Source organism: Catenuloplanes sp. NPDC051500, assembly GCF_044454585.1.
GTDB lineage: Bacteria > Actinomycetota > Actinomycetes > Mycobacteriales > Micromonosporaceae > Catenuloplanes.
In genome coordinates this window covers 1-17,442 of sequence record NZ_JBITDX010000025.1, presented here as the reverse complement: position 1 = coordinate 17,442, position 17,442 = coordinate 1, and the positions used below count along the sequence as shown (strand labels likewise).

14 protein-coding genes are annotated in these 17,442 nt (G+C 69.9%); 9 read left to right on the top strand and 5 right to left on the bottom strand.

The annotated features are described in order from the left end of the window. The 4 genes from ACIA8K_RS34750 to ACIA8K_RS34735 form a co-directional block, all read right to left on the bottom strand. Positions 1-531, bottom strand: coding sequence for a DinB family protein (locus tag ACIA8K_RS34750; protein WP_396067135.1), 531 nt, complete (start codon positions 529-531; stop codon positions 1-3). 1,483 nt (positions 532-2,014) lie between these two features. Then, a complete protein-coding gene (locus tag ACIA8K_RS34745) occupies positions 2,015-2,851 on the bottom strand; it encodes an undecaprenyl-diphosphate phosphatase (RefSeq protein ID WP_396067133.1) in 837 nt (278 codons plus the stop codon). A 57-nt stretch (positions 2,852-2,908) separates the two neighbouring features. Continuing rightward, on the bottom strand, positions 2,909-4,195 hold the full coding sequence (locus ACIA8K_RS34740) for a sensor histidine kinase (RefSeq protein WP_396067131.1): 1,287 nt from the start codon (positions 4,193-4,195) through the stop codon (positions 2,909-2,911). Beyond that, positions 4,192-4,881, bottom strand: coding sequence for a response regulator transcription factor (locus ACIA8K_RS34735; RefSeq protein WP_396067129.1), 690 nt, complete (start codon positions 4,879-4,881; stop codon positions 4,192-4,194). The genes ACIA8K_RS34740 and ACIA8K_RS34735 overlap by 4 nt, the downstream gene beginning before the upstream one ends. A gap of 405 nt (positions 4,882-5,286) precedes the next feature. Between ACIA8K_RS34735 and ACIA8K_RS34730 the strand changes: the two genes are divergently transcribed. Beyond that, positions 5,287-5,514 carry a hypothetical protein gene (locus ACIA8K_RS34730; protein WP_396067127.1) on the top strand — a complete coding sequence of 76 codons (228 nt, stop codon included), beginning with the start codon at positions 5,287-5,289 and terminating at the stop codon, positions 5,512-5,514. On the opposite strand, the gene ACIA8K_RS34725 is transcribed toward ACIA8K_RS34730, so the two are convergent. Continuing rightward, on the bottom strand, positions 5,501-7,168 hold the full coding sequence (locus ACIA8K_RS34725; RefSeq protein ID WP_396067124.1) for an alkaline phosphatase D family protein: 1,668 nt from the start codon (positions 7,166-7,168) through the stop codon (positions 5,501-5,503). The two genes, ACIA8K_RS34730 and ACIA8K_RS34725, sit on opposite strands and share 14 nt — an antisense overlap. A gap of 223 nt (positions 7,169-7,391) precedes the next feature. Here ACIA8K_RS34725 and ftsY point away from each other — a divergent pair, with 223 nt between their 5' ends. From ftsY to ACIA8K_RS34685, 8 genes are all read left to right on the top strand, one after another. Further along, positions 7,392-8,576, top strand: coding sequence for a signal recognition particle-docking protein FtsY (ftsY, locus tag ACIA8K_RS34720; protein WP_396067120.1), 1,185 nt, complete (start codon positions 7,392-7,394; stop codon positions 8,574-8,576). Positions 8,577-8,790: 214 nt separating this feature from the next. After that, a complete protein-coding gene (locus tag ACIA8K_RS34715) occupies positions 8,791-9,600 on the top strand; it encodes an aminoglycoside phosphotransferase family protein (protein WP_232323834.1) in 810 nt (269 codons plus the stop codon). Between the two features lie 217 nt (positions 9,601-9,817). Then, on the top strand, positions 9,818-11,164 hold the full coding sequence (locus tag ACIA8K_RS34710; RefSeq protein WP_396067117.1) for an ammonium transporter: 1,347 nt from the start codon (positions 9,818-9,820) through the stop codon (positions 11,162-11,164). 24 nt (positions 11,165-11,188) lie between these two features. Continuing rightward, entirely contained in the window at positions 11,189-11,527 is a 339-nt protein-coding gene (locus tag ACIA8K_RS34705) for a P-II family nitrogen regulator (RefSeq protein WP_033343873.1), read from the top strand. Further along, positions 11,461-13,746, top strand: a complete 2,286-nt coding sequence (locus tag ACIA8K_RS34700) for a [protein-PII] uridylyltransferase (RefSeq protein ID WP_396067314.1) — start codon at positions 11,461-11,463, stop codon at positions 13,744-13,746. The genes ACIA8K_RS34705 and ACIA8K_RS34700 overlap by 67 nt, the downstream gene beginning before the upstream one ends. A 69-nt stretch (positions 13,747-13,815) precedes the next feature. Beyond that, positions 13,816-15,378 (top strand): signal recognition particle protein, encoded by a 1,563-nt coding sequence (gene ffh, locus ACIA8K_RS34695; RefSeq protein ID WP_396067115.1) that lies wholly within the window; start codon positions 13,816-13,818, stop codon positions 15,376-15,378. 103 nt (positions 15,379-15,481) lie between these two features. Continuing rightward, positions 15,482-16,066 carry a Uma2 family endonuclease gene (locus ACIA8K_RS34690; protein WP_396067112.1) on the top strand — a complete coding sequence of 195 codons (585 nt, stop codon included), beginning with the start codon at positions 15,482-15,484 and terminating at the stop codon, positions 16,064-16,066. A gap of 105 nt (positions 16,067-16,171) precedes the next feature. Next, positions 16,172-17,251, top strand: a complete 1,080-nt coding sequence (locus ACIA8K_RS34685) for an amidohydrolase family protein (RefSeq protein WP_396067109.1) — start codon at positions 16,172-16,174, stop codon at positions 17,249-17,251. Positions 17,252-17,442: the final 191 nt, after the last annotated feature.

The window sequence follows — 17,442 nt, the reverse complement described above, 5'->3', positions numbered from 1 at the left end:
TCAGTCGCCGGTCACGCCGTCAATGCGCTCGCGCAGCAGGTCGGCGTGACCGTTGTGCCGCGCGTACTCCTCGATCATGTGCACGTAGATCCAGCGCAGGTTCTTCTCGGTCTCCTTCGTCGGGTGCCGGTAGATGTGGTCGAGGCCGACCGACTTCACGGCGGCGCGCGCCTCCTCCGTCTCGGAGATGAACGTGGCGAAGTCCCGCTCCGCATCCGCCTCCGCGACGTTCTCGAAGTCGCCGTCCGGCTGGTCCGGGGTGCAGAAGATGTCGGTCAACTCAGGTGCGACGCCGGTGAAGACCCGGAACCACCAGCGCTCCACCTCCGCCATATGGCGCACCAGGCCGAGCAGCGTCAGGTTCGACGGCGGCACGCTTGCGGTTCTCAGCTGGGCGGCGCCCAGCCCCGCGCACTTGGTGAGCAGGGTGTGGCGGTGCCAGTCCAGCCAGCCCTCCAGCATCTCCCGCTCGGGAGCGACAAAGGGCTCGGAGGCGCGCTCGATGACAGGCACGGTCCATTCGGTCGTCATGCGCGCGATTCTGCCGGACCGGGCCGACATCTTTTCGGATTAAAGCCCTGACGACGGCGCTGCTGTGCCGGAAACGTCAACGAAGTCGGGCGGTGCGCTCCCGGGGCGCTCGGGTTGGCCTGGGGACGACGGCAGTTCCGATCTTCTCGCTCACGGCGTGGCTTTAGCCCGCTTGCTCCGAGACAGTCGCTTCCGGTCGCTTCCTGGGGCGCGGCTATCGCCTCAGCGGCGGCCGGTCAGCTCGGCTCTGGCCTGGGTGAGCGCAAGGACCGGCACCGAAACGGACGGCTGCGCGCGGTGCGGGCCTGGCGCTGCGGATGCGTCGCCTCGGCATCCACGACATTACTGACCCTCTGGAGTGGGGGTGAGCGCACCCGCCGGCGGTCGAGTCTGCACATTAGGACACGAAGGGCCTGCGCCGCACCCTCACTGCGAAAGATCAGCATGTCCTAAATGCCGCGCACGCCTTGCTGGCCATCGACTTCCAGGTGGTCAGCAAGATCGTTGTTTCGCTCAGGGTTGTTTCCGTGCTCGCGAACCATCCCTGAGCGAAACAACGATCTTGCATTCGGTCAGCTGGACGCCACCTCCCGGCGGCCGCCGCCGCGCGGCCCTGGAACGCGGGCGCCCGAGGCCGATGCGTCACTTCAAAGCCTTCAGCGGAGCGGGACAGTCACCGTGTGGTTGGAGGTTCGCGTCCGACGATCAATGAGTGGAGCAAAAGATAGGTCAACTTCGCTAGTTGACCTATCTTTTGCTCCACTCATTGATCCATTCTGGATGCGCGCCGGATGATCATTCCGCATGGGTCGTACGACGGCGGGAACGCTATGCGCAAGTAGCCAGATAAGCCGAAATTTCGGGCGCGAAGCGCCTGCCCTTTCGATCTTGCGTCTTGCTGGAACTGTCGAGGCTGGCGGTGAGCGTCGTCGTTCTTGAGAGAGCCTGCGCCCGGGGCCTGGCGAAGGGCCGGCAGCGAGCGCCGGATCGCGGTGCCGCTCTTGACCTTGCGGTGCGTGAGGTGGCGGGTACAGCGGTGGCGTGGTTGCCAGGCTGTGGTGCCGCTCGTGACCTTGCGGTGCGTGAGGTCTTGCCGGGGCCGGCGGTGGCGTGGTTGCCGGGCTGCGGTGCCGCTTTGACCTTGCGATGCGTTAGGTCTGGGGGGTGGCGTGGTGGCTGCTATTCGTTGCTGCTCTTGACTCTGCGTCGGTGAGGTCCGGTGAAGGGTGGCGGTGACGGGGTGCCTGGTCTCGGTGCCGCTCTTGACGTCGCATTGAGGGCGGCCGGTCCGAGGGCCGGGGTGGGCGGGGTGGGGAAGGGCGGGTCTCCCGGTGATCGGGGGACCCGCCCTGGGGTGGTGGGGTGAAAGTCCGGCGGAACCGGCTCCGAGCGGCGAGCGGAGCGCCAGCGGAGCCCGGCGCGAGGTTTGCCCGCGGGAGCGTGCGGGCCGGACTACCCCACAGAGTGGGTGGATGAATTGGCTTTAGGTGGCTGAGATGGTGTTGGTGGCGACGAGGGCGAGTACGACGGTGCCCAGGATGAGGCGGTAGACGATGAAGACCGTGTAGCTGTGCTTGGCGACGAACTTGAGCAGCCAGTTGACCGCGAAGTACGCCACGATGAAGCTGACGACGGTCGCGACAAGCGTGTTCACCCAGCCGACGCCGTTGGAGATGTTGTCGAACTCGGTGATCACCTGGAGTGCGGTGGCGGCGGTCAGCGCGGGGATCGACAGGAAGAACGACAGGCGGGTGACTGTGACGCGGTCCAGGTCACGGAGCAGGCCGGCGGACATGGTGGCGCCGGAGCGGGATACGCCGGGGATCAGCGCCAGGCACTGAGTGATGCCGATGATCAGCGTGTCTTTCCAGGTCACGTCCGCCTCGTGGCGGACCTGGGTGGCCGCGCGGTCGGCGAACCACATGACGAAGCTCCACACGATGAGTGCGCTGCCGACGAACCAGAGGCTGCGCAGCGTGGTCTCGATCTGGTCCTTGAACAGCAGGCCGATGATCGCGATCGGGACCGAGCCAAGGATGACCGCCCAGCTGAACCGGTAGTCGAGGGTGCCGCGGTTCTCCGCCTTGAACAGACCGCCGAACCAGGCCTTGATGATCCGGATGATGTCCATGCGCAGGTAGAGCAGCGTGGCCATCACGGCGCCGACCTGGATGATCGCGGTGAAGGCCGTGATGTCGGGCGCGTCGATCTGGTAGCCGAGCAGCTTCTCCAGGATGGTGAGGTGACCCGTGCTGGAGACCGGCAGGAACTCGGTGAAGCCTTCGACGGCGCCGAGCAGCACCGCTTCGAGGATGTTCACGGAATGGATCTTCCCTCCGCCGGCGCGCGTGCCGGCCGTTCAGGCGAGACGGACCGATCAAGATAGCGCGTGTGCCTCGACCGGTTTGAGGTGCAGGGTGACCCGCGCTCCGCCGAGCTCGCCGCGGCCGATCTCGACGCCGCCGCCCAGCTCCATCGCGACGCGGTGGACGATCGACAGGCCGAGGCCTGTGGAGCCGCCGCCGCTGTGACCCCGCTGGAGCGCAGCGCGCGCGTCCGCGATGCCGGGGCCGGCGTCGGAGACGGTCAGCGCCTGCTCGGAGACCGTGACCAGGAAGGGCGTGCCCTGCGGCGTGTGCTCGAAGACGTTGCCGATGAGCGCGTCGACGACCCCGATCAGATCCTCTTCGGGTACGGGGACGAAGACCGGGCGGTCCGCGCCGACGACCTGCCAGGGGCGGCCGTGGTCGTCCGCGAGCACGGCCCAGAAGGAGAGCCGGTCGGCCAGCACGTCGACCAGGTCGGTCTGCGCGTCGGTACGCTCGGTGACCGGCCGTCGTGCGCCACTGATGATCTCGTCGATCTCGTGTTGGAGATCCGACACGGCCTGGCGCACCCGGTCCGCGACCGGGCCGGGCGGGATGCGGTCCGCGTCCAGGCGCAGCGCGGTCAGCGGCGTGTGCAGCCGGTGCGACAGGTCGGACGCGAGCTCGCGCTCCTTGTCGATGAACTGGATCATGCGGTCGGCCATCGTGTTGAAGGCGGCGCCGGCCTCACGCAGCTCGGACGGGCCCTGCGGCGTGACGCGCGCGGACAGGTCCTTCGCACCGAACGCGCGGGCCGCGCCGGCAAGCGACCGGGCGGACATGACCAGGCGCACGCCGATCCGGTCCGCGACGAACACGGAGCCGGCCACCAGCACGATCGCCAGGCCGGCCATCGCGATCCAGGCCGTGTGGACGCCCCGGCGCAGGTCCGAGTCGGGCACGAAGACCTCGATCACGGCGGTACGGTTCCCGTCGATCGCGGTCGCCTGCAGGTAGACCAGGCCGCCGGGCACGGTCGCGGTGGTCGCCTGCCGGCGGGACTCCACAAGCTGCACGTCCGACGGGTCGGCCACTGTCACGCCCATCACCGGCGAGCCCGCGAGGTGCACGGCGAGCCGCCCGTCCGCCCCGGCGGCGGTCGAGGCCATGGCGCGGGTGAGCACGTCCGGATCGTCCGAGACGGCAAGCGCCGCGACCATGCCGGCGGCCTGCTGCTGTGCGTCGACGACCGCGCGGTCCTCGGCGATCTCCATCACGACGAGGGCCAGCGGCACGACGAAGGACAACGCGACCATCGTCGTCACGGCCAGCGCGAGCCGGGCGAGCGCGGCCCTCAACTGTGATCGGCAAGCATGATGCCGACGCCGCGGACGGCGTGCAGCAGGCGGGGCTGGGCGGCGGTCTCGCCCAGCTTGCGGCGCAGCCACGAGATGTGGACGTCGAGCGTCTTCTCGAAGCCGGCGTACGGCGCGCGCCACACCTCGGTCACCAACTCCTTGCGGGTGACGACCTGCCCGGCCCGGCCGGCGAGGTAGGCGAGCAGCTCGTACTCCTTTCGGGTGAGTTTCAGGGTTTCCCCGTCGAGCGTGATGGAGCGGCGGGACGGATCGACGCACAGCCCGCCGACGCGCATCGGCTCGGAGCTCTGCTGCGGCGCGGCCGGGCGGTGTCTGCGCAGCACGGCGGTGACCCGGGCGGCCAGGTGCGCGGTCGAGAACGGCTTCACCACGTAGTCGTCCGCACCCGCGTTGAGCAGGCGGATGATGTCCAGCTCGCCGCGTCGTCCGGTCGCGACGATCACCGGCACGTCGCAGATGGTGCGAAGCATGCGCAACGCGTCCGCACCGTCGAGGTCGGGCAGGCCGAGGTCGAGGATCACCAGGTCAGGAGGGTTGTTGGTGATCTCCTGCAACGCCTCCATGGCGCTGCCGACCGCGCGGACGGCGTGACCGAGATCGGTCAGCGTGTGCGCGATCGCGCCGCGCACCGTGGGGTCGTCGTCGACGAGCAGGACGAGGGGCATGGCAGCACGCTATCCCGAGTTGGCACTATGAGTCCCGTGCGGATCTGGCAGCAAGGCGGCGGGATGCTCGCGTGGCTTCTCGCCACCGTGCTCGGTGTGGCGACGGTATGGGTGGGGTTACGCCCCGTGTTGGAGACGGCGCTGCCGGATCGCGGCATTCCGCTGTCCGCGTCAGATCTGCGCAGGTTGTCGCCTTCGCCGATTGCGCCGGCCCCGCCCGCGATTTCACCGACAGTGACCGAGTCGCCGACGACGGCGCCGACCTCCTCGGCGCCACGGACCTCGGCGCCACCGTCACCGACGCCGTCAGTGGTTCGTAGTAGCGCTCCCACGCCGTCGCCGACGTCGTCCGCGCCGAAACAGACGGTCGTGAACGGGTGGACGGCGACCGAAAAGAACGGCAAGGTGACATATGTCCGAAGTTTCAAGGTTGACGGCGGGCAGACGGTGATCGAGATCCGGGATCAGGTGGTGAGCCTGGTGTCCGCCACACCCGCCGGCGGCTTCACCGCGGACGTGGCCCAGCCGTCGCCGGAGCGCCTCGTCGTGCGGTTCACGGGCAGTGGACAGGCGTTCACCATCGACGCGTTGTGGTTCAACAACGGGCCGTACGCGGAGGTTACTGCTTCGTGAGGACCACGTCGGCGACCGTGTCCAGCTCACCGCCGGGCGTGGTGCCCTCGATCGTCACCCGCGCCTCAAGCCCCCGGTGGGTAAGCGTGGCGACCGCGTTGCCGAAGTAGGGCCCGTCGCCGCGCTTGGACCAGCGCAGCGACGGTCCGCGCACGCCGGTCAGCGCGGCCATCCCGCGCGCGACCACCGCGGCCCAGCGCGACCAGCCGATCCGCATCAGCGGCCGCATGAAGCTCGGCACCTGGTTGTGGATCGGCGAACAGGTTAGCTGGTGCACAGGCGTCGGGATGTCCCGGCCGAACTCCGCACGGGCCACGTACGAGTGATGTACATCACCGGAGAGCACCGAGATGGACGCCGGGCCGGTGCTGCTGCGGCCCACCACCCGGAACAGGTCCGCCATCGCCTCGAACGAGGTCTGGAACGCGGCCCAGTGCTCCAGGTCCACGGCGCGGCGCAGCTTCTCGCCGAACGCTGCCACCCGGGGCCGCCGGGACGCGCTGATCCGCTCGTTCCACGCCTCCAGGTGGTGGATCGCCGGCGGCATCAGCCACGGCAGCGACGAACCCACCACCAGATGATCGAAGGTGGTGCCGTGCGCCTGGGACAGGAACCAGGACCACTCCGCCGCCGGCAGCATCGCGCGATGGTCCGGGTCGAGCACCCGGCTGCAGCGGTTGTCCAGGACCACCAGCCGGGTACGCCCGAGGTCGATCGCGAAGCTCCACTGGTACTGCCGCGACTTCCAGCTGTCCGGCAGATGCCCGACGTCCGCCTCCTGGTCCACCCGGGCGGCGAACTCGCGCAGCACCTCGGTGGCGTCACCTGCCGCGGCGACCTTCGGGTAGAGCGCGTCCAGCTCCAGCTGCTCCGGCGCCAGGTTGCCCATGTGCTGGTAGACCCAGTAGGAGGCGAGTCCGTTCACGATCCGCTCGGCCCACCACGGCTCGTTCTTCATGTCCGTGCGCCAGGCGGCCGACGAGTTCCAGTCGTCGATGATCTCGTGGTCGTCGAACATCATCACGGACGGCACCGTGGAGAAGAGCCAGCGGATCTCCGGATCGCGCCACGACTCTAGATAGAGCTTCGTGTACTCGTCGAACGTCTGCACGTCGTCCTGCAGCCCGTGGTGCGGCAACCGCCGGGCCTTGAGCTGCTGGCGGACGGTCGGCGACGTCTTGTCCGCGTAGACCTGGTCGCCGAGCAGCACCAGCATGTCCGGCCAGGCCCCGGGGTCGCCCTCGTGCTGCATCAGGCGGCGCGCGTAGGCGTCGAGCGCGTCCGGCGGCAGCCGCCGCGTGGTCGCGTGCTGCGTCGTCTCCCGGCAGGTCCCGAACACCAGTTTCGCCGTCGTCTCACCCTCCGCGTCGCCCCGGGTCCGGATGATGCTGCGGGGGTACGGCGAGTCCGCCGGCGGCCAGACGTGCTCGCCGTTGACGTACACCTCGTAGGGGGTGGCGGAGCCGGTTGCCAGCCCCTCCACCACGACAAGCGCGTAGTGGTGACCGAACGCCGAGAACGTGGTCGCGTGCCCACCCGCCTCGCCGGCCCGCACCTCGACCTCGGACGCGTGGGCGGTCTCCACCCAGATCGTGGCCCGGGTGCCGGCGATGCGCCGCAGCAGCGGCCCGACGAGCAACGTGTCGGTCGTCATGGAACGGACCTCCAGGGGATGGTGGGCCTAATCCTGCCCACCCGCCGCCACCGCGCGCCAGCCGGGGCGTGTCGCGGGTCACCTGACCGGGACGGTGGCCGGGGGTCGACCGCCCGTTCCCGGGGGCTGAGCCCGGGCGTTGCTTGAACGGGGCCGGGGCCGTCCCGGTAAGGGGTGGTGCGGTCGGCGGGACGCACGTGGGGCTATCTGACAGGATTCGGTAATGGACTACGTGGTCGTCGCTCTTGCGTTGCTGGGCGTGCTGGTGCTCGGCGGGATCGGTCTGGTGGTGCCACGGCTGCGCCGCCGGCCCACACTGCCGCCCGTTACGCCCTCCCCGGAGCCGCCCGTCGTCACGGCGCCGGTTGTTCCCTCTCCGGTTGTTCCCTCTCCGGTGGCCGACGCCCCGGTTGTTCCGGAAGCGCCTGCCGTTCCGGAAGCGCCTGTCGTTCCCGAGGCGCCGGCCGTCGAGCGGCCCGAGCCGTCCGCCGGGCGGCTCGTCCGGCTGCGGGCCCGGCTGTCCCGCTCGCAGAACGTGTTCGGCAAGGGCCTGCTCGGCCTGCTCGCCCGCGACCACATCGACGACGACACGTGGGAAGAGGTCGAGGACAGCCTGATCGGCGCGGACGTCGGCATCGAGGCGACCACAGTGATCGTCGAGCGGCTGCGTGAGCGCACCCGCGTGCTCGGCACCCGCTCCGCCGCGGAGGTGCGCGCGCTGCTGGCCGAGGAGCTGGTCGAGGCGCTCGACCCGGCGATGGACCGGACCCTGAAGTCCTCGCCCACCGGCGACCGCCCGGCCGTCGTGCTCGTGGTCGGCGTGAACGGCGCCGGCAAGACCACCACATGCGGCAAGATCGCCCGGGTGCTGATCGCGGACGGGCGTACCGTATTGATGGGCGCGGCCGACACGTTCCGGGCCGCCGCCGCCGAGCAGCTCGCCACCTGGGGTTCCCGGGTCGGCGCCGAGGTGGTCCGCGGGCCGGAGGGGGCAGACCCGGCGAGCGTCGCTTTCGACGCCGTCAAACGGGGTATCGAGATCCGGGTGGATACCGTGTTGGTCGACACCGCTGGCCGGCTGCAGAACAAGGTCGGCCTGATGGACGAGCTGGGTAAGGTCAAGCGGGTCGTGGAGAAGCACGGGCCGGTGGACGAGACGCTGCTGGTACTCGACGCCACCACCGGGCAGAACGGTCTTGAGCAGGCAAGAGTCTTCACAGAGGTGGTCGACGTGACGGGTGTCGTGCTGACCAAGCTGGACGGCACGGCGAAGGGGGGGATCGTGATCGCGGTGCAGCGCAAGCTGGGCATCCCGGTCAAGCTGGTCGGACTGGGCGAGGGCCCGGACGATCTGGCGCCCTTCGAGCCCGTGCAGTTCGTCGACGCGCTCCTCGGGTCTGACGCGTAATCCGTCGATGACGCATCCGAACCACGCGCCGAACATGTCGTGGCCGCCGCCGGGCGGGGGCGGGCAGCCCTACGCGCCCCAGCACTCCCAGCCGCCACAGCAGCCGCCGCCCGTGTATCACCAGGCGCCGCCGCAGCACCAGCCGCCGCATCAGCCGCCGCCCGTGCACCAGTACCCGCCGCAGCAGCCCCAGCAGCCGGCCCGGCCACAGCCGGTGCCACAACTGCACCCCGAGCCGGGGTACGAGGAGGTGCCGCTGCGTGGTGGCAACGTCAGCACCGTGCACCGCGTCGGCGACACCGTGCGCCGCAACGCGGGCCCGTGGACGCCGTCAGTGCACGCGCTGCTGCGCCACCTGGAGTACGTCGGCTTCAGCGGCTCACCGCGCGCGCTCGGCATAGACGAGAAGAAGCGCGAGGTGCTGTCGTACCTCGAGGGCGAGTGCGGTGAATATCCGCTTGCCGAGCACTGGGTCACTGACGAGGCGCTTGTCACGGTCGCCACCATGCTGCGGATGTTCCACGACGCGCAGTACGGCTTCCAGCCGCCGCCCGGGGCGGTATGGCGCTCGTTCGGGCCGCCGCCGCCGGACACCGAGGTGATCTGTCACCACGACGCCGCGCCGCACAACGTGATCTGGCGGCCGGACGGCACGCTCGCGCTCATCGACTTCGACCTGGCCTCGCCCGGCGCGCGGATCTACGACGTGGCGTACGCGGCCTGGACCTGGGTGCCGCTCTTCTCCGACCGGGATTCGCAGACGCTCGGCTGGAAGCGGCCGAACCGGCCCCGGCGCCTGCGGCTGTTCGCGGACGCCTACGGGCTGATCCCGCGCGACCGGCACCGCCTGGTCCGGACCATCCGCAAGCGCATCGTCGACCACGTCGAGGGCATCCGGCGGATGGCCGCGGCAGGCGACCCCGCGTTCGTGACCATCGTGCAGAAGGGGCATCTCCGTCGCCCGATGCGCGATTTGCGGCTGCTCGACTACGAGCGGAATGCACTTGAGTACACTCTGCGATAGTCGATCGTGGCGAAAAGCTAGCTGATCAGGTGATCTGTCACCATCCGTTCTGCTGATGGTGAGAAGTTCTTCACACGTTGGAAACAAGGCGTGACTCTCAGGAAACGGTCTGGAGACCCAGCGCGAAACAGCGGCCCGCGAAGCTCTCGCCCAACCGGCGACGGGGCGACGCCGCCCTGCCACCGGGATGGAGGAATTCAAACCGAGAGGAGGCAGCGTGCCGGTCGAAGTCGATTCCGGGCACACCGCCTGGTTGCTTGTTTCATCCGCTCTTGTCCTGCTCATGACGCCGGGCCTCGCGCTCTTCTACGGTGGCATGACCAAGTCCAAGGGCATCCTGAACATGATGATGATGAGCTTCAGCTCCATCGGCATCGTGTCCCTGCTCTGGGTCTTCTACGGCTTCTCACTCGCGTTCGGTAAGACGAACGGTTACTTCGGCGACATCTCGCAGTACGCGTTCATGACGCAGGACCTCACCGGCGCCTGGTCGGAGCTGGTCCCGGTCCCGACGTTCGTTTTCGCGGTCTTCCAGATGATGTTCGCCATCATCACGGTCGCGCTGATCAGCGGCGTGCTCGCCGACCGTGGCAAGTTCGCCGGCTGGATCATCTACGCGGTCCTGTGGGCCTCGATCGTCTACTTCCCGGTCGCCAACTGGGTCTGGGGCGGCGGCTGGATCTTCGAGCTGGGCGCCTTCGACTTCGCCGGCGGCACCGCGGTCCACATCAACGCGGGTGCGGCGGCCCTGGGCCTCGCGATCATCCTGCGCAAGCGCAACGGCTGGCCGTCCGGCGCCTACAAGCCGCACAACGTCCCGACCGTGGCGCTCGGCGCCGGCCTGCTCTGGTTCGGCTGGTTCGGCTTCAACGCCGGCTCCGAGGGCGCGGCCGACGCGATCGCCGGTGTCGCGTTCCTGAACACCCAGGTCGCCACCGCCGCCGCGATCATCGGCTGGCTCGTCGTGGAGTGGATCCGCGACGGCAAGCCCACGCTGCTCGGCGCGTCCTCCGGCGCGATCGCCGGCCTGGTCGCGATCACCCCCGCCTGTGCCTTCGTCGAGCCCATCGGCGCTATCGGCCTGGGCATCGTCACCGGCGCAATCTGCGCCCTGGCGGTCGGCCTGAAGTACAAGCTCGGCTTCGACGACTCGCTCGACGTGGTCGGCGTGCACATGGTCGGCGGCCTCGTCGGTGCGCTGTCCATCGGCCTGATCGCCACCCAGAAGTTCTACGGCGAGGCGGGCCCGCTGGGCCTGTTCTACGGCGGCGGCGCTGGGCAGCTGGGCAAGCAGGCGATCGCGGCGTTCGCGGTGCTCGCGTACTCCCTGATCATCTCGATGATCCTCGGCTTCGCCATCGACAAGACGATCGGCATGACCGTCACGGCCGAGGCAGAGTCGCAGGGCGTCGACCAGACCGAGCACGCGGAGAGCGCGTACGACTTCTCCGCTCCCACAGGTGGCGGCGCGTTCGCCATGGCGGGCATCGCCCCCTCGGCCGGCGTTGACACAAGCGTCGAGCCCGCCCCGGCCAGTGAAAAGGCCGAAAAGGTCGCCGGTTAAGTTGCCACGATGGAGGGACTGAGCATGAAGCTGGTGACCGCGGTCATCAAGCCGTACCAGCTCGACGCGGTGAAGGAGGCCCTGCACGCCCTCGGCGTCGCCGGGCTCACCGTGAGCGAGGTGCAGGGCTATGGCCGGCAGAAGGGGCACACCGAGGTCTACCGCGGCGCGGAGTACACGGTGGAGTTCCTGCCCAAGATCCGGGTCGAGGTGCTGACCGACGAGATCGACGTCGAGAAGGTCGTCGACGCGGTCGTCACCGCCGCCCGTACCGGGAAGATCGGCGACGGCAAGGTCTGGGTGACCACCGTCGACGACGTCATCCGGGTCCGGACCGGCGAGCGCGGCCTCGACGCGCTGTAAGCAACGCGAATATGAACACCATCGGCGCCGCCGCACGCACCTCGCGTGCGGCGGCGTTCGACACCTGGCTGACCACGCTCTTCCCGGCCGGCGTACCCGGCGTCTCACTTGTCGCGGTGGGTGGGCTCGGCCGCCGGGAGGTCGCCCCGTTCAGCGACCTCGACCTGGTGCTCGTGCACACCGGCGTGCCCGGCGTCGAGGAGCTCGCCGCCACGATCTGGTACCCGGTCTGGGACGCGAAGCTGAAGCTTGACCACTCCGTCCGTACCGTCGACGAAGCTCTTGACGTGGCTTCCGAGGACGTCAAGGCCGCGCTCGGCCTGCTCGACGCGCGGCACGTGGCCGGCGACGCCGCGCTGTCCGCCCGGCTGATCAGCGAGTCCGCCGACCAGTGGCGGCGCACCGCGGTCCGCCGTCTGGACGCCCTTCGCGACGTCACCCACAGCCGCTGGCGCGCGCACGGTGAGCTGGCCTTCCTGCTTGAGGGCGACGTCAAGGAGGCGGCCGGCGGGCTGCGCGACGTCACCATCCTCCGCGGCATGGGCCGAGCCGGGATCGCCGACACCATGCGCCCCGCGGTCCGCGCCGCCAACCTGCACATGCTCGACGTCCGCGACGCGCTGCACCTCGCGGTCGGCCGCCGCGTCGACCGGCTCGTCGCCCAGGAACGGCAGACCGTGGCCACCTCGCTCGGACTCGACGACGGCGACGCGCTACTGCGCCGGGTGTCCGGCGACGCGCGAACCATCGCGCACGCGGTCGACGACGCCTGGCGGGCCGCGGAACGACTGCGCTCCGGCCGCCGCCGCCCGCTCGGCTCCAACGCGCCGGTCCGCCGGCCGGTCGCCCGCGACGTGGTCGAGCACGACGGCGAACTCGTGCTGGCACGTACCGCGATCGGCCCGCGCCCGGACCCCAGCCTCTCGCTCCGGGTCGCCGCTGCCGCCGCGGTCGCGCAGCTGCCGATCGCGCGCGCCACCTGCGAGTGGCTTGCCACCTACTGCCCGCCGCTGCCCGCGCCCTGGCCCGAGGCGGCCCGGTCCGCGCTGATCACGCTGCTCGGCGCCGGCCCCGGCCTGCCCGGCACCTGGGAGACCTGCGACAGGTACGGCCTCGTCGACGGCTGGCTGCCGGAGTGGGCCCGCATGCGCAGCCTGCCCCAGCACAATGCGGTACACCGTTACACGCTCGACCGGCACCTGGTCCAGGCCGCTTCCGAGGCCACCGCGTTCGCCCGCGAGGTCGACCGCCCGGACCTGCTGCTGCTCGCCGCGTTTCTGCACGACGTCGGCAAGGGCCTGCCCGGCGACCACAGCACGGTAGGTGCGCCGATCGCGGCCGCAATCGCGGAACGCATCGGATATCCGCCGGACGAGGTCGCACTCATCGAACGGCTGGTCCGGCTGCACCTGCTGCTGCCCGAGGTGGCCACCCGCCGCGACCTCAGCGACCCGGTCACCATCAGGCGCGTCGCGGACGCGGTCGTCGACCCGCTCACGCTCGACCTGCTGCACGGGCTCGCCCGCGCGGACGCCACCGCCACCGGGCCGGCCGCCTGGTCGGACTGGAAAGGGCGGCTGATAAAGGAGCTGGTCAGCCGAGTGCACACCGCGCTCGACACCGGCGCGCTGCCCCGCCTCGCCTCCCCGGACCCGGCGCTGCTCGACGCGCCGCTGCCCGCGGTGCACCTGGACGGCGAGGACCGGGTCGCGGTCGCGGCCGTGGACCGGCGCGGGCTGCTCGCGGCCGTGGCCGGCTGCCTCTCCCTGCACCGGCTGGACGTGCTCTCCGCGGACGTGACCACAGTGGGGGAGCGGGCGGTGCTTGAGCTGCGGGTACAGCCGCGGTACGGCACGCCCGCGGAACCGATCGCGCTCACCGCGGACCTGCGCCGGGTGCTCAACGGCGACGTGTCGGTGACCCAGCGGCTGCGGGGGCGCGCGGTCCAGACCCGTACCGGCGCGGCTCCCAAGGTCGTCTGGCACCGCGAGGTGGCCACGGACGCGGTGGTGCTCGAGGTGCGCGCCGCGGACTCGGCAGGGCTCCTCTACCGGCTGGCGACCGCGCTCGAAGAGGCCGGCGCATCAGTGCGCGCCGCCCGGATCTCCACGCTCGGCGGCGACGTCGTCGACGCGTTCTACCTGGTCGGGGCCGGGATGGACGAGTCGCTGCGGGACAAGGTGTCGGCCGCTGTGCTGGCAGCCGCAGCCCTTGACTGACGGAGCGGCTACCCTAGCCTCAGGCCTTTCTGTGCCGTGCGTACTTCAGCAGGAATGGGATGTTGAGCAGTGTTTGACACCTTGAGTGACCGCCTCTCCGGGATCTTCGGCAAGCTCCGCGGCAAGGGCAAGCTCACCGACGCCGACATCGACGCCACCGCGCGCGAGATCCGTCTCGCGCTGCTTGAGGCGGACGTCGCGCTGCCGGTGGTCAAGGCGTTCATCCACACGCTCAAGGAACGGGCGCGCGGCGCGATCGTCTCCGACGCGCTCAACCCGGCGCAGCAGGTCATCAAGATCGTGCACGAGGAGCTGATCGGCATCCTCGGCGGCGAGGGCCGGCGACTCCAGTTCGCCAAGAACCCGCCGACCGTGATCATGCTCGCCGGCCTCCAGGGCGCCGGTAAGACCACACTCGCCGGCAAGCTCGCCCGCTGGCTCAAGAATCAGGGCCACCAGCCGCTGCTCGTCGCCGCCGACCTCCAGCGGCCGAACGCGGTGAACCAGCTGCAGGTGCTCGGCGAGCGGGCCGGCGTCGAGGTCTACGCACCCTCCGCGGGTAACGGCGCCGGCGACCCGATCCAGGTCGCCCGCGACTCCATCGAGCACGCCAAGCGCCAGGCCCGCGACATCGTCATCGTCGACACCGCCGGCCGCCTCGGCATCGACCAGGAGATGATGGCGCAGGCCGCCGGCATCCGCGACGCCGTCGACCCGGACGAGGTCATCTTCGTCATCGACGCCATGGTCGGCCAGGACGCGGTGCGTACCGCCGAGGCGTTCCGTGACGGCGTCGGCATCACCGGCGTGGTCCTCTCCAAGCTCGACGGCGACGCCCGCGGTGGCGCCGCGCTCTCCGTCCGCCACGTCACCGGCCAGCCGATCCTCTTCGCGTCCACAGGCGAGAAGATGGAGGACTTCGACGTCTTCCACCCGGACCGGATGGCCAGCCGGATCCTCGGCATGGGCGACGTGCTGACCCTCATCGAGCAGGCCGAGGCGGCCTTCGACGAGGATCAGAAGGAGAAGATGACGGCGAAGCTGCTCGGTGGCGAGCAGTTCACGCTTGAGGACTTCCTCGACCAGCTCGTCGCCGTCCGCCGGATGGGCCCGATCGCCAACGTGCTGAGCATGATGCCCGGCATGGGCCAGATGAAGGACCAGCTGTCCGAGCTGGACGACAAGCACTTCGACCGGGTCACCGCGATCATCCGCTCGATGACCCCGGCCGAGCGCACCAACCCGAAGATCCTCAACGGCTCCCGGCGCGCACGCATCGCCAACGGCGCCGGCGTCCAGGTGATGGACGTGAACCAGCTGCTCAACCGCTTCGCCGACGCGCAGAAGATGATGAAGCAGATGGGCGGCATGATGGGCCTCCCCGGCGCGAACAACCGCCGCAAGGCCACAAAATCCCCCAAGAACAAGCGCAAGGGTACGAAGGGCGGCGGCAACAACCGGCCGCGTACCGGCGGGATGCCCGGTGGCTTCCCGGGCATGGGCGGCATGCCCCAGCTCCCCCCGGGCATGGACCCGAACGCGCTCGGCGGCGGAATGCCCGGCTTCAAACTCCCCAACCTCGACTTCAACAAGCTCAACAAGCCCCCCAAGAAGCGTGACGACGAGGCCTGATTTCGCTCACCCGTTCGGGTGCGCGGCCAGCGCGAAGGCGGCATAGTCGATTAAGTTGGTGACATCCCCTCAGATGTACCGACTTACTTCGAAGGAGGAGCTGATGACGTTGGCGCCCACCCTGCCCGACCGGGACGACTGGACGGTCGACGATCTGGCGCAGCTTCCGCCGGACCTTCGGTACGAGCTGATCAACGGAAGGTTGATCAGCTTGCCGTCAGCGGTTGGTGTTCACAATTGGATCTGTCGTCACGTGGCGAACGCGTTGGAGGCGGAGTGCCCATCCGACCTCATGGTCGTGAATGATCTGTCCCTGGCTGTCGATCACCGTAATGAGCCCAGACCCGACGTGGTGATCATCCCTGAAAAGGACTCGGGCGTGAGCCCGGCGCCGATTCGGGGTGCGCTGCTCGTTGCCGAGGTCATCTCGCCGGAATCCCGGACACGAGACCGGCGGGACAAGACCGCGTTGTTCGCCCGCGCCCGGGTGCAGACCTACTGGGTGATCGACCCTCGCGGTGATCAGATTTCGCTTACCGAGCGGGTGCTCATGGGCGATCTTTACCAGGTCGTCACCGAGACCGAAGACGTCTTCGTGACCGAGCGGCCGTGGAAGACCGCGATCGACCTTCCGGCGTTCACGGCGCGACGCGATCGGGCGCTCGGTCCGCCCAGCCGCCGTCGCTGATCGGTCTGGATGCGGTGGCCCGTCGTCTGGGGCCACCGAACGGGAAGCGAGCAGCTTGCGCACCGATCCGGCCGGTCCGGCAGCTGATCGGGTAAGACTGGGCGCATGGCGTTGCATGTGCGTGGGGTGTTGCTGCCCGATGATGAGGTGCGGGATCTGTGGCTGGTCGGGGACCGGGTCACGTTCGAGCCGCAGCCCGGGGCGGAGACCGTGGTGGACGGCGGGTTCGTGCTGCCGGGGCTTGTGGACGCCCACTGTCATCCGGGGATCGCGCCCGGCGGGGCGCCGGCGGAGTCGGTCGAGCAGGCACGCGGGTTCGCGCTCGTGGACCGGGACGCGGGTGTGCTTGCGATCAGGGATGCTGGGTCGCCGCTGCCCTACGCCGAACTGGATGACGACCCGGAGATGCCACGGCTGATCAGGGCGGGACGGCATATCGCCGCTCCCCGGCGCTACCTGCGGAACACCGCCGTCGAGGTCGAGGCCGCGGATGTCCCGGCGACCGTCGCGGAGCAGGCCAAGGCCGGGAACGGCTGGGTGAAGCTGGTCGGGGACTGGATCGACCGCGGCGCCGGGGACCTGGCGCCGACCTGGGACGCGGCCACGCTGACGGCCGCTGTCGAGGCGGCGCACGCGGCGGGCGCGCGGGCGGCGGTGCACACGTTCTCCGAGGAGGGTGTGGAGATCATGGTGCGGGCCGGGGTCGACTCGGTCGAGCACGGGACCGGACTCAGCCCGGATGTGATCGACGAGATGGCCCGGCGCGGCACCGCGTTCGTCCCCACGATGATCAACATTTTGACGTTCGGCGACATCGCTTCCCAGGCCGAGGGCAAATTCCCGGGGTACGCCGCGCACATGCGCGCGCTCCGCGACCGCAATCCGGAGGTGGTGCGGTCCGCGTTCGAGGCGGGCGTGCCGATCTACGTCGGGACGGACGCGGGCGGCGGGATCGCGCACGGCGAGGCCGCCGAGGAAATGATGTTGCTGCACACGATGGCCGGGATGCCCGCCGAGGCGGTGCTGGCCGCGGCGTCGTGGGGCGCGAGAATCTGGCTCGGGCTGCCCGGCCTGGTCGAGGGCGGCCTCGCCGACCTGGTCGTCTACGACACCGACCCCCGCAGCGATCTCCGCGTGGTCCGCGCGCCCCGTCGCATCGTGCTGCGAGGCCGCGTTCTCCGCTAGCTCGTGCGTTGGCAGATCGCGGCGAGCCGAGGCACGGTCCGGGTGCCGTCAGGCTGGATGGCACGGGTGCCTCCTGCCGGTGTCATGCAAGATCCTTGCGGCTCTGGTGGCCCTTATCCGAGCGCGATAAGGGCCACCAGAGCCGCAAGGATCATTAAACCCCCCAGATTGACGCCACATACCCCACAAAC

Coding starts and splice junctions, on each gene's coding strand:
- ACIA8K_RS34685 (WP_396067109.1), top strand. CDS start 16,172: ATGGCGTTGCATGTGCGTGGGGTGTTGCTGCCCGATGATGAGGTGCGG.
- ACIA8K_RS34735 (WP_396067129.1), bottom strand. CDS start 4,881: ATGCCCCTCGTCCTGCTCGTCGACGACGACCCCACGGTGCGCGGCGCG.
- ACIA8K_RS34725 (WP_396067124.1), bottom strand. CDS start 7,168: ATGACGACCGACACGTTGCTCGTCGGGCCGCTGCTGCGGCGCATCGCC.
- ACIA8K_RS34705 (WP_033343873.1), top strand. CDS start 11,189: ATGAAGCTGGTGACCGCGGTCATCAAGCCGTACCAGCTCGACGCGGTG.
- ftsY (WP_396067120.1), top strand. CDS start 7,392: ATGGACTACGTGGTCGTCGCTCTTGCGTTGCTGGGCGTGCTGGTGCTC.
- ACIA8K_RS34690 (WP_396067112.1), top strand. CDS start 15,482: ATGACGTTGGCGCCCACCCTGCCCGACCGGGACGACTGGACGGTCGAC.
- ACIA8K_RS34750 (WP_396067135.1), bottom strand. CDS start 531: ATGACGACCGAATGGACCGTGCCTGTCATCGAGCGCGCCTCCGAGCCC.